Source organism: Oceanicola sp. D3 (assembly GCF_006351965.1).
Lineage (GTDB): Bacteria > Pseudomonadota > Alphaproteobacteria > Rhodobacterales > Rhodobacteraceae > Vannielia.
The window spans coordinates 3348912-3369187 of record NZ_CP040932.1 but is presented as its reverse complement, the minus strand read 5'-3'; the positions used below and the strand labels follow the sequence as shown (position 1 = coordinate 3369187).

The following is a 20276-nucleotide window of genomic DNA, read 5'->3' as shown; positions in this document are numbered from 1 at the left end:
ATCGAAACCAAAGCCAGGGAGATACCCGATGCAAGACCAACCAATCCTCGTTATCGGCGCAACCGGCAAGACCGGTCGCCGCGTTGCCAGCCGCCTCGAGGCGCGGGGCCTGCCCGTGCGCCGCGGCGCGCGCAGCTCTGTAACGCCTTTCGATTGGGAGGCCCCCGAGACCTGGGCGCCGGCCCTGCGTGGGGCTCGCGCGGCCTATGTCACCTACTTCCCCGACCTTGCCTTTCCCGGTGCGGTGGAGAAGCTCGAGTCTCTTTGCGAGACGGCGCGGGATGTGGGGGTCGAACACCTTGTGCTGCTTTCGGGCCGCGGCGAGCATCATGCGCGGCTGGGCGAAGAGGTGGTGCGCAATTCGGGCGTCGACTTCACCATCGTCCGGGCTGCGTGGTTTGCGCAGAACTTCTCCGAAGGCTACCTGCGCGACCCGGTCCTCGCTGGCGTCCTGCCGATGCCCGGCGGCGATATCGCCGAGCCAATCATCGACATCGACGACATTGCCGATGTCGCCGTTGCCGCGCTGACCGAAGAGGGCCACAGGGGGCAACTCTACGAAGTGACCGGCCCGCGGCTCATGACATTCGCGGAGATGGCGGCTGAGCTTTCGCGGGCCACCGGAAGCGAGATCCAGCATGTGCCGATCAGCTTCGAGGCGTTCCACGCGAATATCGCCCAGGCGGGCGGCGATTTTGTTGCCGATGTCTTCACCGCCATTGCGCGGGAGACGCTGGACGGGCGCAACGCTCACACCACGGATGGCGTGATGCGCGCGCTCGGCCGCAGCCCCCGTGATTTTGCGGATTTCGCACTCGGCGCCGCCCGGGGCGGTGCTTGGACAAGCGTCGCCTGACATCAGCCAACTACCTGACATCACCCAAAGAAAGGAACGCCACATGAAACCCACCCTCTTCGAGAAAGTTGCGTTGGGCCTCTCCGGCCTGACCGCGCTGAGCATCGGTGCCTTCATCCTGTTCGCGCCGCATGCCTTTTATGCCAGCTACGGCATCACGCTCGGCGAAGATGCCAGCCTGTTGAGTGAACTGCGTGCGCCCGGCGCTGGCCTTGCCGGGTTCGGCCTTTTGATGCTGCTCGGCATCTGGCGACACGCGGTTCTGCCCGTCGCCATGGCTGCGGCCCTAACCGTCTTCGTCGCCTTTCCGGTCGGGCGACTGGTCGGGCTTGCGGTGGACGGGATGCCCTCTGGCAGCGTCGTCGGCGCGCTCGTCATCGAGCTGTTGATCGCCGCGCTCTGCCTCGCGGCATTTCGCCAGCGCCTCTGGACGCCGGAACCTCGCCTCTCCGCTGCGCAGCGCGCGCACTGAACCTGCCACGGCGCCACGGGCCTTGCTGTCTGGCCGCCGCCCCATCTCAAGGAGCCTTTAATGTTACCGTTCTTCTTCACCTTCGCTCATCTCGCCGTCCTTGCTTATGCGCTGGTCGGTGGCGTCTTCCTCGCGTTCTCGGATTTCATCATGCGCGCCCTCGCCGCGACCAGCGGCCAAGGTGGCGCGGAGGCGATGCAGGCCATCAACCGAGAGGTATTTCGCTGGGTCTTCATGGCCCTCTTCCTCGGCCTCGCCCCCGCCTCGCTGGCGCTGATCGTCTATGCCGCTTTGGGCCTGACAGGCCCGGCTGCAACGCTGTTTGCGGCGGCGGGGCTTGTTTACCTTGTCGGCTGCTTTAGCGTCACGGTCGCCTTCAACGTACCAATGAACGAGGCGCTGGCCCGCATGGACCTCTCGCAAGAGGCGACCCGTGCCTACTGGACGGGCACCTATGTGCCGCGCTGGACGTTCTGGAATACGCTCCGAACAATCGCCTGCGGCCTTGCGGCGGCATTGTTGCTATTCGGGTTGATGACGCTATCACAGGCGCGGTTTGCGTAAGGGACAAGGACCAAGACATGCAAAGCCCGACCACAACGCCACGACCGACTTTGCACATCATCTGCGGACGGATCGCTGCCGGGAAGTCCACGCTGGCCGCCACCCTCGGGCGCCAGAGCGGAACGGTTGTGATCCGGGAGGATGAGTGGCTCTCGGGTCTCTATGGCGAGCAGATGAGCTCCATCCAGGATTATGTACGGTGCTCCGCGCTCCTGCGCAGTGTCCTTGGCCCGCATGTCGCTGCGCTTCTTGATGCCGGCCTGTCGGTGGTCCTCGATTTTCAAGCAAACACTGTTGAAGCACGGTCTTGGATGCGCGGCATTCTCGACAAAACGAACGCGGCGCATGTGCTCCACCTGCTCGATGTGCCCGAGGAGGTTTGTCTGGCGCGGCTCAGGGCTCGGAATACGGCGGGAGAGCATCCATTCGTTGCCACCGAGGCGCAGTTTCACCAGATTTCCCGCCACTTCGTGCTGCCGCGCCCGGAGGAAGGGTTCGAGGTGCAGGTTCACCGCATGGACGCAGCGCCCTGAGGCGAGACAAGTTCATGTCACGAGCCGACCGCGGTGAGATGGTCCGGTTCGTTACACGCTCCTGCCACCGTTCATGACACCCGGCAATTCGCGGCGCAGGAAGGCAGCGAGGGAGTCAACCTGTGGCGGGTTTCCCCTTCGCTCGTGCATCAGAAGGCTGATCTCCGGCAGGCCAGCTGTCCAATCCGGCAGGAGGCGGCTCAGACGGCCTGCTGCGATATCCTCAGAACATACATATGCCGGCTGGATGTGCGCTCTGTGGTCAACACCCTCGCGCCCTATGTGCTGACGCAGGCTCTGCTTCCGATCCTCCCCGCAGAGGGGCGTGTGGTGAACCTGTCGTCGGCGGCGCAAGCGCCTGTGGACGTGGCCGCGCTGCGGGGCGAGGTGGCGCTTGATCATATGGGGGCCTATGCGCAAAGCAAGCTGGCGATCACGATCTGGACTCAAGAGATGGCGCGCCAACATCCGGGCGGGCCGGTCTTTGTTGCCGTGAACCCCGGCTCGCTGCTCGCTTCGAAAATGGTGAAGGAGGGCTTTGGTGTGGCCGGTAACGACCTGCGGATCGGCGCAAACATTTTGCGCCGCGCCGCGTTGTCGGGCGCGTTTGCCGAGGCATCCGGCCAGTACTTCGACAATGACAGCGGGCGGTTTGCCAGCCCCCATGCGGCGGCGCAGGAGGCGCAGCACACCGCCGCTGTGATGCAGGCCATCGACGATCTTACCGCCCCCGGGTAACGCGGCACCTGTTGCGGCCCCAAAGGTCAGTGATGGGCCAGGGCTTGGGCCATGGCTGCGGAGGCCACGACGCCATCAATCAGCACCGTCCCGGTCTGCGCCGCGAGCGACTGACGCAGGCCGGACATTCCGGCGCACCCAAGAATGACAGCCCCGGCGCCAGCGGCTTTGGCATTGGCAATGGTTTCCGCCAGTCGGATTTCTACACCCGCTCCGCCCTGTTCGACCTCCAGCACCGGAAGGCCGGAGGCGAGGACGCCGACGCAGGCATCGTTATGGCCATAGGCGGCCACGTTCTGCGCAATCACCGGCACCGAAACCTCCAGTGTTGTCACGATCCCGAAGCGCGGGCTGTGCAGCGCAGCAAGCGACATGGCCGCCTGACCGATGCCGATCACCGGGCAATGCGCCGCGGCCCGCATCCGGCCCAGCCCGGTGTCGTCAAAACAACCTATAACGATTGCATCCACGCCTCTGGCCCGTGCTTCTGGCAGCATCGAAAGCAGCCCGTCTACAGCGGCCTCGCCATCCTCCGGCCCCTGAATGGCGGCCGGGCCTGTGTGGTTGGTCCAGCCCAGCACCTCTGCCCCCGGCGCGGCATCGCGCGCCACCGAGACCATGCTCTGCGTCATCGCCTCGGTGGCATTGGGGTTCAGGTAGAGCAGGCGCACGGTCAGACCTGCGCGCGGGCGAAGCTGGCCCAATCCTGCAGGATCTGCGTGGCTTCGGCGTCGAGGTGTTGTTCGGAGGGCATAAGGCGCTCGGTGACCGCATGGCCGCATTCATGGGTCAGACGGTCCACATCCACCGGGAAGCGCGCAGCCTCGGGCAGATCGGCGATGGCATCGCCGGCCTGCGCCATATCGGCGGCATAGTAGAGTGCGGTAATCCCGGCGATGTTCATCGCCGCCACGCAAAGCGCGCAAGGTTCGCAGCTGGAGTAAAGCTGGCAGCCGCGCAGATCGACCGTTTCGAGATTGCGGCAGGCGTCCCGGATGGCTTCGGTTTCCCCATGCGAGGTCGGATCGTGGTTCATCACCGAGCGGTTGATGCCCTCGCCGACGATCTTGCCGTCCTTGACGATGACCGCGCCGAAGGGCTCGGTGCCGGGGGTCTTCAACGCCTCGGCCGAGATCGCGATGGCGCGGCGCAGGAAGGTTTCATTGTACATCGGGGGTTCCTTCTTCGGCGGCGAAACAGGCGACGCGGCGATTGTGGACAGTGGCGCGGCGCTGCGGGCGCTCGGTTTTGCAGCGGTCAAAGGCCAGCGGGCAACGCGGGTGAAAGCTGCAGCCCGAGGGCGGCGAGACCGGCGAAGGCACCTCGCCCCCCATCGGGCTGCGGTCGCGCTTGGGCGCTTCGAGGTCGGGGATCGTGTCGAGCAGCAGCCGGGTGTAGGGATGCAGCGGATTGGCGAACAGATCGGCGGTTGGCTGGATCTCGACGATGCGGCCCAGGTACATCACCGCGATCACGTCGGCCATGTGGCGCACGACGCTCAGGTCGTGGCTGATGAAGAGATAGGTCAGCTCCATCTCTTTCTGCAGCCGTTTCATCAGGTTCAGCACCTGCGCCTGCACCGAGACATCCAGCGCCGAGGTCGGCTCATCGCAGACAAGGAACTCCGGCTCACCGGCCAGCGCCCGGGCGATGGAGATGCGTTGGCGCTGGCCGCCGGAAAACTCATGCGGGAACTTGAGACCATCTGCGGGGGCCAGCCCCACGGTGCGCAAGAGCTCGTCAACGCGGGCCGACACCTCGGCTTCGGGCGTGTCTGGCTTCAAGGTGCGCAGCGGTTCGGCGATGATCCGGGCGACGCGCCAGCGCGGGTTGAGGCTGGCAAAGGGGTCCTGGAAGATCATCTGCAGCCGGTCGCGGTCACCGTGAAACCGGATGCTGCCGCCCGAGGGGGCGTGCAGCCCGGTGACCAGCTTGGCGATGGTGCTCTTGCCGCAGCCGCTCTCGCCCACCAGCGCCAGCGTCTGGCCGCGCTGGATGATGAAATCGACGCCATCGACGGCGCGCAGGGTCTTGCGCGGCTTGCGCTCGATCAGCCGGTTGAGCCAGGGGGCCGAGACGTCGAAGCGGCGTTCGAGCGCGTCGACCTCGAGGATGGCATTGGGGCGGAGGGTCATGCGGCTTCTCCTTGGTCTACGGTTCCGGTCTGCGCCAGCCAGCAGGCGGCGCCGGTGGTCTCTTCCTGCGCGATCTTCGGCACCTCGGCGCGGCAGCGCGGCCCGGCATGGGCGCAGCGCGGGTTGAAGGCGCAGCCCTGCGGAATGGCATTGAGCCGCGGCATGGAGCCGGGGATCATCTGCAACTCCTCCACGTCCTTGCGCAGCGACGGGATCGAGCCCATCAGCCCGGTGGTATAAGGGTGGCGCGGGCGGCGCACGAGGTCATCGACGCTGCCGATCTCGGCCAACCGCCCGGCATACATCACCGCCACCCGGTCGGCGGTTTCGGCGATCACGCCCATGTCATGCGTCACCAGCATCACCGCCGTGCCCCGCTCGCGGCAGAGCCGTTTCAGCAGCGCGGTGATCTGCGCCTGGATCGAGACGTCGAGCGCGGTGGTCGGTTCATCCGCCACGATCAGCTCCGGCTCGGCGCAAAGCGCCAGCGCAATCACGATCCGCTGGCGCATCCCGCCCGAGAACTGGTGCGGGTAGCTGTCGATGCGCTCTTCCACGGCCGGGATGCCCACCTCGCGCATCAGCTCCTTGGCGCGTTCGCGGGCGGCGGATTTGTCGAGGTCGGTGTGCAGGCGGATGGTTTCGACCAGCTGATCGCCGACCCGGAACAGCGGATTGAGCGAGGTCAGCGGGTCCTGGAAGATCGCGCCGATGCGGCGGCCGCGGACGGATTGCATGGCGCGGTCGTCAAGGTCGTCGATCCGGTCGCCCGACAGATGGATCGTCCCGGCGGCGATGCGGCCCGGCGGCTCTAACAGACCCAGGATCGACATGCCGGTCATCGACTTGCCGGCCCCGGATTCACCAACCATGCCGAGGATCTCGCCGCGCCGGATTTGCAGCGAGATATCGTCGACTGCGGTCAGAACGCCCTTTCGTGTGGGAAATTCGACGCGCAGGTTCTGCACGTCGAGAACGACATCGCTCATGGCGTGGCCCTCTCGTAACTGGGGGTGAAGATTTCGGAGACCGGCGGATGGCCGGCGGTGCGGTCGGGGTACTTGGCGATCAGGCGATCGAATTGCGCCTGCGCGCGGGTGGCATCTGCGGCGGCATCAACGCCGGGGATCACCCCGTCAGCCATCACCTGCCGCCCGTCGATCCAGACATCGCGCACGTCGCGGCCAGAGGCGGAGGTCATCAGCGTCTGCACCGGGTCGGGGGTTTGCAGGGTCTGGCGCAGGTCGATCACCGCGATATCGGCCTTGGTGCCGGGGGCAAGGCGGCCCAGATCGGGCCGGTTCAGCGCGTCAGCCCCGCCCAGCGTGGCGGCGTCGAACATCTCTTCGGAGCGGATTGCCTCCATGCCGTCCGACACCCGCGCCATCATCATGCCGATCTGCATGTTGAGGATCATGTCGGCGGGATGCGTGTCGGTGCCCAGCCCGATGGTGATGCCCTTGGCGCGGGCCTTGGGAAAGCTCTTGAGCATCCCGCCATGGCGCGCGGCGACCAGCGGGCAATGCACCAGCGTGGCGCCAGCATTGGCGATCAGGTCGAATTCTGCGTCGGTCGCCTGCGTGCCATGCGGCAGCAGCCAGTTGCCGCGCAACGCGCCGATGCGGTGCAGCCATTCAATCGGCGCGCAGCCGTGCTGTTCACGCACCAGCCGCAGTTCCACCGACGACTGGCTGCAATGCTGACGCACCGGCGCGCCCATCTCCGAAGCGATCTCGGCGGTGCGGTTCAGCAGCGTCTCGGTGCAGGTCTCGATCCGGTCGGGGGCGAACATGGCGCGGATGCGGCCTTCGGCGGTGCCGTCGATGCGTTGGGCGAAATCGGCGGCCTCTGTCAGCCCGGCCAGCCCGCGCGCCTCGTCAAAGACCGCCCGGATATTGCCCGTCGCATCCGTCACCTGCCCGCCGGTGCGATAGGCCGGGCCAAGGTAGACTCGCAGCCCGAGGTCTTCGGCGGCGGTGGCGGCGGCGTCGAACTCTGCCACCGTCTCGCCCCATGCGCGGTAAAATAGCGAGGCGATGGGCAGCGCCGTGGTGATCCCGTTGCGGATCAGCTGGGCGAAGGCATGGCGCTTCTGAAAGGCCAGTTCCTCGGGGCGATACATCTCGTAAGGTCCGCGCGCGATGTAGCTTTCGGGCCAGACCCGCCCCTTTTTCCACGCCGGGCCGTTGTCGTAGCCAAGGATCGTGGTGTCGAGATCGGACAGCGCATCAAGGTCGACGAAACCGGGCGAGATCACCGCTTCGCCATAGTCGATCCGCCGCGCGACCTCGCCCTCGAAACCGGAGCCGACGTGCAGCACGTCGCAGCCTTCGATCACCACCACGCCATGCTCATGAACCACGTGGCGCCCGCCTTGATGACCGATGACCCAGCGGGCCGAAAGAAGCGTGCGACCCTCCATCACGGGGCCTCGATCACGCAGGCGCCGTCGCGGGCAATCACTTCGCCGCCCTTCAGCACCAGCTTGCGCGGCGCATGGGTGACGACGGCCTCGGCCAGGGTCTCGCCCTCGACCAGCAGGCAATCGGCGCGGCAGCCCGCGTCCAGTCCGTAGCCCTCGACCCCCATGATCGCGGCCCCGCCAAAGGTGCAGATTTCCAACGCCAGCTCCACCTCGTCATCGCGGCGCAGGTTGTTGCGCATGCCGATCTGCATCGCTTTTTCCAGCATGTCGGAGTTGCCGTAGGGCCCCCATGTGTCGCGGATGCCGTCGCAGCCCGCGCCGGTCAGGATGCCAAGCGCCTTCAACTCCTTGACCGCCGGGACGGGGGCAGAAGCGGGCGCGGTGGTCAGGATATGGATGCGGTTCTCGGCCAGTTTTTCCTGAAGCCCCGCCACGTAGGCGCGATCCACCGCGCCAAGGCAGAAGGCATGGGAAATCGACACCTTGCCCTGCATCCCCAGCGCCACGGTGCGGTCGATGATTTCCTCCATCGAGAACCAGCCAAGCGCGTCGCGTTCGTGCAGGTGAATGTCCACCGGCTTGCCGTGTTTCTCGGCCAGCGCAAAGACCGTATCGAGGTGCCCCTTGGGGTCATGCTCCATCCCGCAGGGGTCGATGCCGCCCACCAGATCAGCCCCCAGCGCCAGCGCCTCGCCCATCAGCTCGGCGGTGCCGGGGCGGGTCATCATGCCGGACTGCGGGAAGGCCACGATTTCAATATCGACCATGCCCGCCAGTTTCTCGCGCGTGCCCATGACGCCTTCGATCCCGGCCAGCCCGTGGTGGGTGTCCACGTCCACGTGGCTGCGGATGTGGGTGCAGCCATGCGACATGGCGAGGATGGCGTGACGCTCGCTTTGGACCTGCGGGTCAAGGCCCAGCGAAACCTTCACCTCGCGCTCGTTGTTGATCTTGTCGATCAGGCGCGGGCCGACCTCGTTGCGATACCAGGGCAGGCCGAGCAGGGATTTGTCCAGGTGCGTATGCGCCTCGACCAGCCCGGGGATCACGATGCGACCGCCGCCGTCGATCACCTCGGCGCCCTCAGGGGCCTGCGCCACGAAGACGCCGCCCTCGATATGCAGGTCGGTGGCCGGGCCGCCCATCGGGCGTACGTTCTTGATAGTCTTGGAAGTCACTGAATTCACCGCAGTTTGGGGTTGAGCGCATCGCGCAGCCAGTCGCCGATCATGTTGACCGAGAGCACGATCAGGCAGAGCTGGATCGACGGGAAGACCACGATCCACCAGAGGCCCGAGAACAGGTACTGGTTGCCGATCCGGATCAGCGTGCCGAGCGAGGGCTGATCCGGCGGCATGCCGACCCCGAGGAAGGACAGCGTCGCCTCCGACAGGATGGCCAGACCGAAATTCAGCGTCGCCGCCACCATGATCGGGGTCAGGCAGTTGGGCAGGATGTGGTGCAGCATCACCCGCCAGGATTTCACCCGGATCAGCTTGGCCGCCTGCACGTATTCCTTTTTCGCCTCAACCATCGCCGAGGCCCGTACCGTGCGGGCATATTGCACCCAGGAGGGCACTGCGATGGCGAAGATCAGGATGGGGGCCGCCAGCACATCCTTCAACCCGGTTGGCAGCGAGGCAGTGGCGATGGCGGTGATGAGAATGGCGATCAGGATGAAGGGCATCGACAGAAGCACATCGCCTACCCGCATGATCACATTGTCGACCCAGCCGCCGAAATAGCCCGCGATCAGGCCCAGCGACAGGCCCACCACCAGCGCCAGCATGACCGAGGCAAAGCCGATGATCAGCGAAATGCGCGAACCATAGAGCACCGCCGACAGGATATCGCGGCCCTGCGTGTCGGTGCCCAGCAGGTAGGGCCATTGGCCGCCGGCCTCCCAGATCGGCGGAATCTCGGAATTCCAGAGCTCCAGCGCCGCGAGGTCATAGGGGTTCTGCGGCGTGATCAGCGGTGCAAGAAAGGCGGTCAGCGCCACCAGCGCCAGCAGCGCCGCGGCAAAGATCGCCGAAGGATGCGCGCAGAAGGAAAACCACAGGTCGCTTTCGCGCAGGCGGGTCAACCGCGAGGGGCGTGCCGGGGCAGGCGGGGTGAGGGGAAGGGACTTTTCCATTTTGGGCTCCGGTTCAGCCATTGCCACGGGCAGAGTCGTCGCGCAGGCGCGGATCGACCCAGGCATAGGTGATGTCGACAAGGGTATTGAGGGCGACGAAGATGAAGGACACGATCAGCAAGTAGGCGGCCATCACCGGCAGGTCGACGAAGGTCACCGCCTGGATGAAGAGCATCCCCATGCCGGGCCATTGAAACACCGTCTCGGTCACAAGGGCAAAGGCGATCAGGTTGCCGATCTGCATGCCCGTCAGGGTGATCACCGGCATCAGGCAGTTGCGCAGCGCGTGGCGCCATTGCACGCGGGCGGTGGGCACGCCCCGGGCGCGGGCGAACTTGATGTAATCGGCGCGCAGGGTTTCCAACATCTCGGCCCGCACCAGCCGCATCACCAGCGTGACCTGGAAAGTCGAGAGCGAGATCGCCGGCAGCACCAGCGCCGCCCGCCCCGAGGGGGTGAGCAGCCCGGTCGACCACCAGCCAATGTCCACCGTCTCGCCGCGCCCGAAGGCGGGCAGCCAGCCGAGTGAAACCGAGAAGGCGAGGATGAGCAGGATGCCCACAACGAAACTTGGCAGGGACACCCCGATGATGGAGCCGAGTTGCAGCATATTGGCCACCCGGCTTTCTCGATAGACGGCGGTGATCACCCCGGCGGGGATACCCACCACCAGCGAGATTATGGTGGCCACCAGAACCAGCTCGAAGGTTGCCGGGAAGCGCTCCTTGATCAGCACCATCACGTCTTGCTGGTTGCGATAGGAAATCCCGAAATCACCTTGCACCGCGTTGGTGACGAAGCGGGTGTATTGGGTGACGAAGCCATCGTTCAGCCCCAGCCGCTCGCGCAGTTCGATACGGTCTTGCTGGGTGGCCTGTTCGTTCACCATCATTTCGACCGGATCGCCGAAGAAACGGAAGATCACGAAGGCCAGCAGCGCCACCGCCAGCATGACGAAGGCCGCGTTGGCGGTGCGTTTGAGAAGAAAGGCAATCATTCCGGTCTCCGATTTGGTGATACGGCGATCAAATGGGCCGGGCTGACCAAGGTGCGGCCAGCCCGGCCCGGTGCGTCAGGAGTCGCTGCCCATCCGGGCGAACCAGAGGCGCGGCTTGGCATCGGGGAAGAGCGGCATCTCGGCCACCTCCTCGGTCACCGCCCAGGCCATGGGCTGCTGGTGGAGAGGGACCATGATCATCTCGTCCTTCACCATTTGCAGGGCCTCGGTTTGCAGGGCGAGCCGCTTTTCAAGGTCCAGCTCGCTGCCAGCCGCATCAATCAGCGCGTCCAGCTCGGGGTAAGACCAGCCGCCCCAGTTGAAGACGCCGGCGTTGCCGTCTTTGGAGTGGAAGATTTGCAGCAGCGGGGAGTAGCTGTCGAGCAGCGGCAGCGTGGCCCAGCCCAGCGTATAGACATCGGTCTTGCCATTGGTCCGCTTGGGCGATTGCACCGCGCGGGGTGCCACGTCGAGCTTGGGCGAGAGGCCGATGCGCGACCACATGGAGGCGATGGCCTGGCAAAACTGCTCTTCGTTCACCAGCCCGTCGCTGAGGCAGTTGAACTCAAACTCCAGCCCCTCGGGCACGCCCGCCTCGGCCAGCAGCGCTTTGGACGCCTCGGGGTCATAGCCGGGCAGCGTGTCGAGCGCCTCGGTATAGCCCGGGATCGGCGGGGCGACGGTGGCACCGGCGGTGCGGGACTTGCCACGCATCACCTTCTGATGGATCAGGTCGAGGTCCATCGCCTTGTAGAGCGCCTCGCGCACCGCCTTTTCCTTGAACGGGTTCGGCTCGCCGGTGGTCAGCGTATCGCGGAAGGGGAAGCCGATCATCACTGTGCGCAGGTCGACGCCTTCCAGCACCTCAACATTCGGCGCGGCGGCAAGGCGCGGCAAATCCTGCACCGGGGCGTCATTGGTAAAGCTGATCTCGCCCGAGAGCAGCGCCGCCACGCGGGTTGCGGCCGAGTTTACCGGCGTCAGTTCGATCCGGTCGAGGTTGTGCTGCGGCTCGTCCCACCAATCGGGATTGACGACAAAGACGGTTTTGGCATCGGGCTGGCGGCTTTCGACGATGAAGGGGCCGGTGCCGTTGGCGTTGTAGGTGGCATAGCCCTCGGTGCCTGCGCCAACGTCGGTTGGCATCAGCGCGTCGTTTTCGGTCATCCACTCGGCGTCGAAGATGTGGATGTTGGTCAGGTCGTTGAGCAGCAGCGGGTAGGTGCCGTTCAGCGTGATGTCGACCGTGTATTCATCCACAACCTTGGAGCTGACGTAGGCAGGAAGGTTGCCTTTGAGCGGCGAGGTCTCGTGGCTCACGCGGGTGAGCGAGGCAACGACATCTTCGGCGGTGAAGGGGTTGCCGTTGTGAAAGGTCACGCCCTCGCGCAGCTTGAAGCGCCATGTGATCTGGTCGTCGAGGATCTCCCAGCTTTCTGCCAGCGCCGGCTCGATCTTCAGATCCTTGTTGTAGCGTACCAGCCCTTCATAAACGTGGTTGAGCACGTTGATGGTGAAGCTGTCACCAAAGGAATAGGGGTCGAGGGAGCCGATATCGCGGTTGGCGCCCCATTTCAGCACGTTCTCGGCCTGCGCACTGCCCGTTAAAGCAGCAACTGCCGCTGTTGCGAGCATGAGATGACGTAGTTTCATGATCTGGTCCTCTTTCAGCTGGATTGCATTTCGGAATCGGTAAAATTGGATACGATGTATATTGGCTGACACAGAGAATCCGTTTGAGCAAGCAGATTGTATCCGATTGACGTGCAAAATTGTATGCGATAGAGATTATGCGAATTTGATAGGCAGATCCGACCATGAGTGAGACCAAAACGACGCTGACGGACGCGGTGCATGACTTGCTGCGCAAGGCGATTATCGAACAGGCGCTGAAGCCGGGCATGCGGTTGCCCGAGGATACCGTGGGTGAGCAATTTGGCGTGTCACGCACCATTGTGCGCCATGCGCTGGTGCGGCTGGAGCACGAGGGGCTGGTGGTGACCCGCCGCAACCGCGGGGCCTTTGTGGCCGAGCCGTCGCGCGATGAGGCGCAGCATGTTTTTGAAGTGCGGCGCTGCCTGGAAAATGATGTGATTCGCCTGCTTTGTGAGCGTATGCCGCGCAGTGGCTATGAGCGGCTTGAGGCACATGTGCGGCAGGAAGAGGCGGTGAAGGGCAAGGATGGCCCGGTGTCGATTCGCCTCGCGGGCGAGTTTCATGTGCTGCTGGCCGAGCTCACCGGCAACCCGGTGCTGACCCGCTACGTCTCGGAAGTGGTGCTGCGCTGCTCGCTGATCATGTCGCTTTATGCGCGCAGCCACTCCTCTGATTGCGCTGTCGATGAGCATTCGCAGATCATTGCCGCGATCCGCGCCGGTGACGCTGCGCGCGCCATCGAGATCATGGAGCACCATCTCGGCGCTGTCGCGGGCCGGGCAGAGCTTTCTGCCGAGCCCGATAGTATCCAATCCATCCTCTCACACTACGGCAAGGAGCTGGCCCAATGACCCTGCAAGACGGCTACCACGCCTTTGATTTCGCCGATCTTTCGGCCCGCGAGGCCTATAAGGTGATGATCGGTACCATCGTGCCGCGCCCGATTGCATGGGTCACCACGATCTCGCCTGACGGGGTGGTCAACGCGGCGCCCTATTCCTTCTTCAACTGCCTCTCCGCCGATCCGCCGATCCTTGCGCTTGGGGTCGAGAACAAGCCGGACCGCAGCTTCAAGGATACAGGGTGGAACATCCGCATGACCGAGTGCTTCACCGTCAATATCGTTGACCGCGCGAATGTTGAGGCGATGTCGGTGACGGCCGCAGACTTCGCGCCGGAGGTGGACGAGCTGGAGATGGCCGGGCTGACGGCGATCCCGGGCGACAAGGTGAAATGCCCGCGCATCTCCGAAGCCCCGGTGGCCTTTGAGTGCGAACGCTATCTTGGCATTGCTGTCAGTTCGGCGCGCGAGATCATTCTGGGGCGGATTGTGCGCGCGCATATCCGCGAAGACATCATTGACCCGGCGACCTTCTATTCCGACCACGAAAAACTTGACGCGCTGGGGCGGATGGGCGGCAATGGCTATGCTGGCACCTTTGATTACTTCGATCTGCGCACGCCTTCGGCAGAAGAGGTGCTTGGCGCCGGGCAGAAGCAGGCGGTGGGCGGCACCAGCTGAGCCCTGAGGCGGTTGGCCCGCCAGAGCAGAAGATCGGGAGGGCTATTCGGCCTTGGCGTAGATCGCTTTGTGGCTTCAGAGGGCAAACTTTTCGCCCGCCCGTATCGCCGACAGGGCGCATCGGGGCGGGCGGCGTGTTAGAAATCCCAGTCTTCGTCTTCCGTGGCGACGGCCTTGCCGATCACGTAGCTTGATCCGGAGCCGGAAAAGAAATCGTGGTTCTCATCCGAGTTGGGGGAGAGGGCGGCCATGATCGCCGGGTTCACCTTGCAGGCCTCGTCGGGGAAGAGCGCTTCGAAACCGAGGTTCTGCAACGCCTTGTTGGCGTTGTAATGCAGGAAGTTCTTCACGTCTTCGGTTAGCCCCAGCCCGTCGTAGAGCTGTTCGGTATAGCGGGCTTCGATCTCGTAGAGGTCGAAGAGGAGGGAGAAGGCGAAGTCCTTCAGCTCGGCCCGCTCGGCCTCTGGCAGGCGCTCCAGCCCGCGCTGAAACTTGTAGCCGATGTAATAGCCGTGGATCGCCTCGTCGCGGATGATGAGGCGGATCAGGTCGGCGGTGTTGGTCAGCCGCGCGCGCGACGACCAGTGCATCGGCAGATAGAAGCCGGAGTAGAACAGGAAGCTCTCCAGAAAGACGCTGGCCACCTTGCGACGCAACGGCGAGGCGGTGGCGTCATACTCATCGAGGATGAGCCGGGATTTGGCTTGCAGGTGCTCGTTGTCGGCCGACCAGCGGAAGGCCTCGTCAACCTCGGCGGTCTGACAGAGCGTTGAAAAGACGGAGGAATAGCTGCGGGCGTGGACGGCCTCCATGAAGGCGATGTTGCTCAGCACCGCTTCCTCATGCGGTGTGATAGCATCGGCCATCAGGGTTGGGGCGCCGATGGAATTTTGGATGGTGTCGAGCAGGGTGAGCCCGGTGAACACCCGGATGGTCAGCTGCCGCTCGTCGTCGGTGAGCTGAGACCAGCTTTGGATATCGTTGGAGAGCGGCACCTTTTCGGGCAGCCAGAAATTGACGGTCAGGCGGTTCCAGACGTCGAGGTCCAGGTCGTCCTCCAGACGGTTCCAGTTGACGGCTCGGGGCACGGGGCGGGAATGGGGCAGGTCTTTCATGGCGTCGGTCCTTTGGCGGAGCGGGTGGTGGGCAGATTGCCCACCCTACGAGGGCGCGGTTACAGCGTGCAGGAGACGCAGCCCTCAACTTCGGTGCCTTCCAGCGCGGCCTGCCGGAGGCGGATGTAGTAGATCGTCTTGATGCCCTTCTTCCATGCGTAGATCTGGGCGCGGTTGATATCGCGCGTGGTGGCCTCGGCGGGGAAGAACAGCGTCAGCGACAGGCCCTGATCGACGTGCTGGGTGGCGGCGGCATAGGTATCTATTACCGCTTCGGGGCCAATCTCATAGGCATCGCGGTAAAACTCGAGGTTTTCGCCGGTCATGTAGGGCGCGGGGTAATAGACCCGGCCGATCTTGCCCTCCTTGCGGATCTCCACCTTGGCGGTGATCGGGTGGATCGAGGAGGTGGCGTAGTTGATGTAGCTGATCGAGCCGGTGGGGGGCACGGCCTGAAGGTTGCGGTTGTAGAGCCCGTGCTCCATCACATCGGCCTTCAACGCGGCCCAGTCCTTTTTGGTGGGCAGGGTGATGCCGAACTTTTTGAAGAGGGCCTTCACCGTGGCGCTCTCGGGTCGCCAGCTTTGTTGGGTGTATTTCTCGAAAAAGCCGCCGTCGGCATAGGTGGAAGCCTCGAAGCTTTTGAAACGGCGGCCCTTTTCCTGCGCCAGCGCACAGGAGGTGGCGAGCGCGTGGTAGAGCACGGCGGCAAAATAGACGGAGGTGAACTCCACCCCTTCGGGCGAGCCGTAGTGGATGCGCTCGCGGGCGAGGAAGCCGTGCAGGTTCATCTGCCCGAGCCCGATGGCATGGCCCTCGTCATTGCCCTTGCGGATGGAGGGCACCGAGTCGATGGCCGACATTTCGCTCACCGCGTTCAGCGCTCGGATCGCGGTGCCGACCGAGCTGCCAAGGTCGCCGCCGTCCATCGCGCGGGCAATGTTCATGCTGCCGAGGTTGCAGGAAATATCGGTGCCCATTTGGGCGTAGCTCAGGTCGTCGTTGAACGCCGACGCCTCGTTGACCTGAAGGATCTCGGAGCAGAGGTTTGACATGGCGATACGGCCCGCGATCGGGTTGGCGCGGTTCACCGTGTCCTCGAACATGATGTAGGGGTAGCCGCTTTCAAACTGGATCTCGGCGAGGGTCTGGAAGAAGGCGCGGGCGTTGATCTTTTTCTTCCGGATCTTCGGGTTGTCGACCATCTCGTCATAGTTTTCGGTGACGGAAATCTCGGAGAAGGCGCAGCCATAGACGCGCTCAACGTCATGGGGCGAGAAGAGATACATATCCTCGTTGCGCTTGGCGAGCTCAAACGTCACATCGGGGATGACCACGCCAAGGCTCAGCGTCTTGATGCGGATCTTCTCGTCGGCGTTCTCGCGTTTGGTGTCGAGAAAGCGCAGGATGTCGGGGTGGTGGGCGTTGAGATAGACGGCCCCCGCCCCCTGCCGCGCGCCAAGCTGGTTGGCGTAGCTGAAGGAATCCTCCAGCAGCTTCATGACCGGGATCACGCCGGAGGACTGGTTTTCGATCCCCTTGATCGGGGCGCCGTGCTCGCGGATGTTGGTGAGCATCAGGGCCACGCCGCCGCCGCGTTTGGAGAGTTGCAGCGCCGAATTGATGCCGCGCCCGATGCTTTCCATGTTGTCTTCTAGCCGCAGCAGGAAGCAGGAAACGAACTCGCCCCGTGCCTTCTTGCCCGCGTTCAGAAAAGTGGGCGTGGCGGGCTGGAAGCGGCCCGAGAGGATCTCTTCCATCAGTTGCATCGCCAGGGCCTCGTCGCCGCGCGCCAATGCGAGGGCGTTCATCACCACACGGTCCTCGTAGCGCTCAAGGTAGCGCTGCCCGTCCCGCGTTTTGAGCGTGTAGGAGGTGTAATACTTGAAGGCACCGAGGAAGGTGGGAAAGCGGAATTTCTTGCCATAAGCCGCATCCCAGATCGCCCGCTGGAAGTTGCGCGAATACTGGTCCAGCACTTCCGGTTCGTAATAGCCCTCGTCCACGAGGTAGCCGAGCTTCTCATCGAGCGAATGGAAGAACACAGTGTTCTGGTTAACGTGCTGCAAAAAATACTGCCGCGCCGCCATCCGGTCGGCCTCGAACTGGATGTTTCCTTGCGCGTCGTAGAGGTTCAGCAACGCGTTCAGCGCGTGGTAGTCCAGATCGGCGGTTACGCTTGCGTCAAGCATGGTGTTTCCTCTTGCTCGGCCCAGAAACGGGCCAGCCCGTCACGGATGCGGGCGGTGTCTTCGGGGGTTCCGGCCAGCTCGAAGCGGTAGAGCAGCGGGACGTTGCATTTGGCGGCGATGATCTTGCCCGCAAGGGCAAAGCTGGCGCCGAAGTTGCGGTTGCCACCGGCGATGACGCCGCGCAGCAGGCGGCGTGCGCCGGCGTCGTTCAGTAGCCGGATCACCGGCTTTGGCACCGCGCCGCGGCCCTGCCCATCTGCGAAGGTCGGGCAGATCAGCACGAAGGGGCCGTCGATCGCGGGGAGCGGGTCAGCGGGCCGTTGCGGCAGGCGGGTGGCGGGCAGGTCCAAGCGTTCAATCAGCCGATGCGTGTTGTTCGACCGGCTCGAATAGTAGACCAGCCCGCTCATGGCTCAGGACAGCCGACCGATCATGTCGGGGCGAAAGCCTGCCCAGTGATCCTCGCCGGCGATCACAACGGGGGCTTGGCGATAGCCCAGCCCGGTGACGTGCTCCATAGCGCCTGCGTCTTCTGTCAGGTCGACGACCTCGTAAGGCAGGCCGCGCGCGTCGAGCGCACGGGTGGTTGCGCTGCATTGCACGCAGGAAGGCTTGGAATAAACGGTGATTGTCATTGCTCTGTCCCCATAGTTGTTTTGTCAGACAGGGGAGAAGGAACATGAAGCGGATGGCCCTTACAGGCTCCGTTCACGCGCCCGGGCCCTCCGCCCGCACTCGTCGTCGTGTTGCCTTGGCAGGTCTCCTGGCTTTGCGGCTCAACCGCCTTGGCCCCCTTCCCGATGCGTGGATGCATCAGTGGTTACGGGCCTCGGCTTGCCGCTTACAGTTGCGGGGGCAGCGCCGGTCTTTCACCGGCTTCCCTTTTCACCTGTGACGTGAATCACGGGCACCAAAGCAACATCATATAGATGCTTATCGCGATGAGCTGTCAACATGTAGATCGGCGCCGCCGGGTGAAAATTCTGCACCGCGCTTGCTGCACCACGTGGCCCGGCGGCGGATCGGGCCGCCGGGCCTTGCCAATCAGGCAGTTTCGCCAAGGGCCTTGATGTGGGCGGGGAGCCGGGTGTTGGTGCCATACATGAAGTGATTTTCCATGCGCTCGGAGTAGCGGCTGGCCTCGGTGGTGCGCCCGACCGCTTCCGAAACTTCGCGGATCAGCATCGGGTTGGCCCCGCAGCAGACGCCGAGATAGTTGATGCCCAGCGCGTAGGCGTCACGCGCGAAGGCCCCGATCTCGTAGCGATTGCAAAACATCGGGTCGAGCGCGGTCGGGAAGGTGCGGCCATGGGGGGCAGGGCAGGTGCAATCGCCGGTGTCGCTGAGGTTGAAGAAGGTCGGTTCATCCGCGCGCGTGCGATAGGGGATCGGCAGGGCACCGACATGGCAGGACACCGCCGCACGCACCTTGCGCAGCCACGGCATCATGGTTTGCGGCCCGCGAAAGCAGTTGAGGCCAACAACATCTGCGCCGCCCTGTTCCAACTGCTGACAGGTTTCCACAATGCCGGTGCCGTCCATCATCTCGCTGGCCGCCATGGGGGCGAGGGTCAGAACGACCGGGAGGCCGGAGGCGCGGGCCACCTCAAGCGCGCAAAGCGCCTCGCCCGCGTAGTAGAAGGTTTCGCCAATGATGATATCGGCCCCTTCATCGACGGCCCAGCCGACCATTTCTTCAAACATCGCCCGCACCTCGGCCTGTTTTGCCCTGTCGTCCGGCGACCAGATGTTGGTGTTCGAGATATTGCCTGCCATCAGGTTGCCCGGCTTTGCATCGGCAACCTCGCGGGCGATCTTCAGCGAGGCGCGGTTGAGCGGCTCCAGCAGGTCTTCCTTGCCGATCACCCGCATCTTCTCGCGGTGGCCGTTGTAGGTGAACGCCTCGACGATATCGCTGCCCGACCGCTGAAAATCGACATGCAGGTTGCGCAGCGCATCGGGGTGTTCCAGCGCCACCTCGGGCACAAACTCGCCCGCCGTGAGATAGCCCCGGCGCTCCAGTTCGAAGAGGAAGCCCTCGGCGCAGATGAGGGGGCCAGCGTTGAGCCGGGTTTTCAGTTGGTTCTCATTCATGGATCCGTCCTTTCTCGTTGATCCGTCCATGACCATGGTTTTTGAAAGCCGAGCCTCGCGGGCTGCGTGCAACGCGCAGCTTGCTGCAATGGTCCTCGGTCAGGCCGCAGGATTGGGTGCGGCCGTGTTCACAAAGGTCAGAGGGCGATGCGCCAGATGCGCCGGGCACCAGCCCCGCCGCGCCGCCTGCGTGGCGGAAGCGAAAGGGGCAGGGGGGCGGGCGATGTGAGCGACTGCTTCAACAGGGCGCAAAATTCGGCCACGGCGGGTGACAGGCTGATGTAGGGCGCGGCCATGGCGTGGGCATGAAGCGCCGCACGCCGATAGTTGGCATCGCCGGGCAGGCTGGCGATCCATTGCATGTAGCCCAGTTGCGCCATCTGGCGCGCTTCCTGCGCTGGCACCCGGCCTATGTCGAGTTGGGATATCGTTCGTTCCAGTAGCATCGCGCCCTCCGCGCAAATTGGCGGGGGCAAAGCGACAACGGCGATGTCTCAGGGCGTTCGTGGGCCATCTGTGTCTCTCCGTCCCAAGGCACCCCGCCCGGGTTTAGGTGACTGAGGCGCGCGACGCGCACCCGAGATGGCAGGTCTCCTGACTTGCGGGTCTGCGCTTCCCCGAACCTTCCCGCGCCTTTCGGCACAGTGGTGTTCATCGGGGTCGCTCGCCGCTCACAGTTGCGGGGGCAGTCGTGGAATTGGGCAAGTTGCCCGCACCACGTTCCCTTTTCAGCCGGACCAATTTGGCCGGGCACCATCACGGGTTTTGTTGCAGGAAATTTTGGCGGTGTCCAACGCGAATTGCAGCTATGGGCAAGGGCGCGCCGGGGCGTTAGCGGCG

The 20276-nt window shown here is 64.3% G+C and carries 22 protein-coding genes and 2 riboswitches; of the genes, 7 read left to right on the top strand and 15 right to left on the bottom strand.

The window, feature by feature from the left end; all coding sequences use genetic code 11:
• Positions 1 to 28: 28 nt before the first annotated feature.
• The 5 genes from FHY55_RS16760 to FHY55_RS16740 all read left to right on the top strand — a co-directional run bounded on the left by FHY55_RS16760 (position 29) and on the right by FHY55_RS16740 (position 3163).
• A complete protein-coding gene (locus FHY55_RS16760) occupies positions 29 to 856 on the top strand; it encodes an NAD(P)H-binding protein (protein ID WP_140015274.1) in 828 nt (275 codons plus the stop codon).
• Positions 857 to 899: 43 nt separating this feature from the next.
• Entirely contained in the window at positions 900 to 1328 is a 429-nt protein-coding gene (locus FHY55_RS16755) for a DUF4345 domain-containing protein (protein ID WP_140015273.1), read from the top strand.
• A 60-nt stretch (positions 1329 to 1388) separates the two neighbouring features.
• The gene (locus tag FHY55_RS16750; protein WP_140015272.1) at positions 1389 to 1892 is read left to right on the top strand and encodes a DUF1772 domain-containing protein; all 504 of its coding nucleotides are present in this window, start codon (positions 1389 to 1391) and stop codon (positions 1890 to 1892) included.
• A gap of 17 nt (positions 1893 to 1909) precedes the next feature.
• Positions 1910 to 2425, top strand: coding sequence for an ATP-binding protein (locus tag FHY55_RS16745; protein WP_140015271.1), 516 nt, complete (start codon positions 1910 to 1912; stop codon positions 2423 to 2425).
• Between the two features lie 258 nt (positions 2426 to 2683).
• Positions 2684 to 3163 (top strand): hypothetical protein, encoded by a 480-nt coding sequence (locus FHY55_RS16740; RefSeq protein ID WP_371706935.1) that lies wholly within the window; start codon positions 2684 to 2686, stop codon positions 3161 to 3163.
• A gap of 26 nt (positions 3164 to 3189) precedes the next feature.
• Here FHY55_RS16740 and FHY55_RS16735 read toward each other — a convergent pair whose 3' ends face one another.
• The 9 genes from FHY55_RS16735 to FHY55_RS16695 form a co-directional block, all read right to left on the bottom strand.
• Positions 3190 to 3834: an aspartate/glutamate racemase family protein gene (locus tag FHY55_RS16735; RefSeq protein ID WP_140015270.1), complete on the bottom strand. Its 645-nt coding sequence runs from the start codon at positions 3832 to 3834 to the stop codon at positions 3190 to 3192.
• Positions 3835 to 3836: 2 nt separating this feature from the next.
• Positions 3837 to 4334, bottom strand: a complete 498-nt coding sequence (locus tag FHY55_RS16730; protein ID WP_140015269.1) for a nucleoside deaminase — start codon at positions 4332 to 4334, stop codon at positions 3837 to 3839.
• Entirely contained in the window at positions 4324 to 5298 is a 975-nt protein-coding gene (locus FHY55_RS16725) for an ABC transporter ATP-binding protein (protein WP_140015268.1), read from the bottom strand. The genes FHY55_RS16730 and FHY55_RS16725 overlap by 11 nt, the downstream gene beginning before the upstream one ends.
• On the bottom strand, positions 5295 to 6287 hold the full coding sequence (locus tag FHY55_RS16720; RefSeq protein ID WP_140015267.1) for an ABC transporter ATP-binding protein: 993 nt from the start codon (positions 6285 to 6287) through the stop codon (positions 5295 to 5297). Before FHY55_RS16720 ends, FHY55_RS16725 begins: the two co-directional genes overlap by 4 nt.
• A complete protein-coding gene (locus tag FHY55_RS16715) occupies positions 6284 to 7720 on the bottom strand; it encodes a chlorohydrolase family protein (protein ID WP_140015266.1) in 1437 nt (478 codons plus the stop codon). Before FHY55_RS16715 ends, FHY55_RS16720 begins: the two co-directional genes overlap by 4 nt.
• Complete coding sequence (locus FHY55_RS16710; RefSeq protein ID WP_140015265.1) at positions 7720 to 8901, bottom strand: amidohydrolase family protein; 1182 nt, start codon at positions 8899 to 8901, stop codon at positions 7720 to 7722. Before FHY55_RS16710 ends, FHY55_RS16715 begins: the two co-directional genes overlap by 1 nt.
• 5 nt (positions 8902 to 8906) lie before the next feature.
• Complete coding sequence (locus FHY55_RS16705) at positions 8907 to 9860, bottom strand: ABC transporter permease (RefSeq protein ID WP_140015264.1); 954 nt, start codon at positions 9858 to 9860, stop codon at positions 8907 to 8909.
• A gap of 13 nt (positions 9861 to 9873) precedes the next feature.
• Positions 9874 to 10857 (bottom strand): ABC transporter permease, encoded by a 984-nt coding sequence (locus tag FHY55_RS16700; protein WP_140015263.1) that lies wholly within the window; start codon positions 10855 to 10857, stop codon positions 9874 to 9876.
• 75 nt (positions 10858 to 10932) lie between these two features.
• Positions 10933 to 12510, bottom strand: coding sequence for an ABC transporter substrate-binding protein (locus tag FHY55_RS16695; protein ID WP_140015262.1), 1578 nt, complete (start codon positions 12508 to 12510; stop codon positions 10933 to 10935).
• A gap of 164 nt (positions 12511 to 12674) precedes the next feature.
• Here FHY55_RS16695 and FHY55_RS16690 point away from each other — a divergent pair, with 164 nt between their 5' ends.
• Together FHY55_RS16690 and FHY55_RS16685 are read left to right on the top strand one after the other, a co-directional pair.
• A complete protein-coding gene (locus FHY55_RS16690; protein ID WP_140015261.1) occupies positions 12675 to 13364 on the top strand; it encodes a GntR family transcriptional regulator in 690 nt (229 codons plus the stop codon).
• Positions 13361 to 14035: a flavin reductase family protein gene (locus FHY55_RS16685; protein ID WP_140015260.1), complete on the top strand. Its 675-nt coding sequence runs from the start codon at positions 13361 to 13363 to the stop codon at positions 14033 to 14035. The genes FHY55_RS16690 and FHY55_RS16685 overlap by 4 nt, the downstream gene beginning before the upstream one ends.
• Positions 14036 to 14172: 137 nt before the next feature.
• Here the strand turns inward: FHY55_RS16685 and nrdF are convergent, their stop codons facing one another.
• The 6 genes from nrdF to FHY55_RS16655 form a co-directional block, all read right to left on the bottom strand.
• The gene (nrdF, locus tag FHY55_RS16680) at positions 14173 to 15150 is read right to left on the bottom strand and encodes a class 1b ribonucleoside-diphosphate reductase subunit beta (protein ID WP_140015259.1); all 978 of its coding nucleotides are present in this window, start codon (positions 15148 to 15150) and stop codon (positions 14173 to 14175) included.
• Between the two features lie 59 nt (positions 15151 to 15209).
• Positions 15210 to 17342: a class 1b ribonucleoside-diphosphate reductase subunit alpha gene (nrdE, locus tag FHY55_RS16675; RefSeq protein WP_140015258.1), complete on the bottom strand. Its 2133-nt coding sequence runs from the start codon at positions 17340 to 17342 to the stop codon at positions 15210 to 15212.
• Complete coding sequence (gene nrdI / locus FHY55_RS16670; protein WP_140015257.1) at positions 17324 to 17752, bottom strand: class Ib ribonucleoside-diphosphate reductase assembly flavoprotein NrdI; 429 nt, start codon at positions 17750 to 17752, stop codon at positions 17324 to 17326. The genes nrdE and nrdI overlap by 19 nt, the downstream gene beginning before the upstream one ends.
• A gap of 3 nt (positions 17753 to 17755) precedes the next feature.
• Complete coding sequence (nrdH, locus tag FHY55_RS16665) at positions 17756 to 17977, bottom strand: glutaredoxin-like protein NrdH (RefSeq protein WP_140015256.1); 222 nt, start codon at positions 17975 to 17977, stop codon at positions 17756 to 17758.
• Positions 17978 to 18077: 100 nt separating this feature from the next.
• Positions 18078 to 18272, bottom strand: a riboswitch (cobalamin riboswitch).
• Positions 18273 to 18386: 114 nt separating this feature from the next.
• A complete protein-coding gene (locus FHY55_RS16660; protein ID WP_140015255.1) occupies positions 18387 to 19436 on the bottom strand; it encodes a homocysteine S-methyltransferase family protein in 1050 nt (349 codons plus the stop codon).
• A gap of 137 nt (positions 19437 to 19573) precedes the next feature.
• The gene (locus FHY55_RS16655; protein ID WP_140015254.1) at positions 19574 to 19882 is read right to left on the bottom strand and encodes a hypothetical protein; all 309 of its coding nucleotides are present in this window, start codon (positions 19880 to 19882) and stop codon (positions 19574 to 19576) included.
• Between the two features lie 120 nt (positions 19883 to 20002).
• Positions 20003 to 20209, bottom strand: a riboswitch (cobalamin riboswitch).
• Positions 20210 to 20276 lie beyond the last annotated feature (67 nt).

What these genes read in the sequence shown, in the direction of transcription:
- nrdF (WP_140015259.1), bottom strand. Translation starts at nt 15,150, where the DNA reads ATGAAAGACCTGCCCCATTCCCGCCCCGTGCCCCGAGCCGTCAACTGG.
- FHY55_RS16695 (WP_140015262.1), bottom strand. Translation starts at nt 12,510, where the DNA reads ATGAAACTACGTCATCTCATGCTCGCAACAGCGGCAGTTGCTGCTTTA.
- FHY55_RS16750 (WP_140015272.1), top strand. Translation starts at nt 1,389, where the DNA reads ATGTTACCGTTCTTCTTCACCTTCGCTCATCTCGCCGTCCTTGCTTAT.
- FHY55_RS16730 (WP_140015269.1), bottom strand. Translation starts at nt 4,334, where the DNA reads ATGTACAATGAAACCTTCCTGCGCCGCGCCATCGCGATCTCGGCCGAG.
- nrdI (WP_140015257.1), bottom strand. Translation starts at nt 17,752, where the DNA reads ATGAGCGGGCTGGTCTACTATTCGAGCCGGTCGAACAACACGCATCGG.
- FHY55_RS16705 (WP_140015264.1), bottom strand. Translation starts at nt 9,860, where the DNA reads ATGGAAAAGTCCCTTCCCCTCACCCCGCCTGCCCCGGCACGCCCCTCG.
- nrdH (WP_140015256.1), bottom strand. Translation starts at nt 17,977, where the DNA reads ATGACAATCACCGTTTATTCCAAGCCTTCCTGCGTGCAATGCAGCGCA.
- FHY55_RS16745 (WP_140015271.1), top strand. Translation starts at nt 1,910, where the DNA reads ATGCAAAGCCCGACCACAACGCCACGACCGACTTTGCACATCATCTGC.
- FHY55_RS16690 (WP_140015261.1), top strand. Translation starts at nt 12,675, where the DNA reads ATGAGTGAGACCAAAACGACGCTGACGGACGCGGTGCATGACTTGCTG.
- nrdE (WP_140015258.1), bottom strand. Translation starts at nt 17,342, where the DNA reads ATGCTTGACGCAAGCGTAACCGCCGATCTGGACTACCACGCGCTGAAC.
- FHY55_RS16655 (WP_140015254.1), bottom strand. Translation starts at nt 19,882, where the DNA reads ATGCTACTGGAACGAACGATATCCCAACTCGACATAGGCCGGGTGCCA.
- FHY55_RS16685 (WP_140015260.1), top strand. Translation starts at nt 13,361, where the DNA reads ATGACCCTGCAAGACGGCTACCACGCCTTTGATTTCGCCGATCTTTCG.
- FHY55_RS16760 (WP_140015274.1), top strand. Translation starts at nt 29, where the DNA reads ATGCAAGACCAACCAATCCTCGTTATCGGCGCAACCGGCAAGACCGGT.
- FHY55_RS16700 (WP_140015263.1), bottom strand. Translation starts at nt 10,857, where the DNA reads ATGATTGCCTTTCTTCTCAAACGCACCGCCAACGCGGCCTTCGTCATG.
- FHY55_RS16720 (WP_140015267.1), bottom strand. Translation starts at nt 6,287, where the DNA reads ATGAGCGATGTCGTTCTCGACGTGCAGAACCTGCGCGTCGAATTTCCC.
- FHY55_RS16755 (WP_140015273.1), top strand. Translation starts at nt 900, where the DNA reads ATGAAACCCACCCTCTTCGAGAAAGTTGCGTTGGGCCTCTCCGGCCTG.
- FHY55_RS16715 (WP_140015266.1), bottom strand. Translation starts at nt 7,720, where the DNA reads ATGGAGGGTCGCACGCTTCTTTCGGCCCGCTGGGTCATCGGTCATCAA.
- FHY55_RS16660 (WP_140015255.1), bottom strand. Translation starts at nt 19,436, where the DNA reads ATGAATGAGAACCAACTGAAAACCCGGCTCAACGCTGGCCCCCTCATC.
- FHY55_RS16725 (WP_140015268.1), bottom strand. Translation starts at nt 5,298, where the DNA reads ATGACCCTCCGCCCCAATGCCATCCTCGAGGTCGACGCGCTCGAACGC.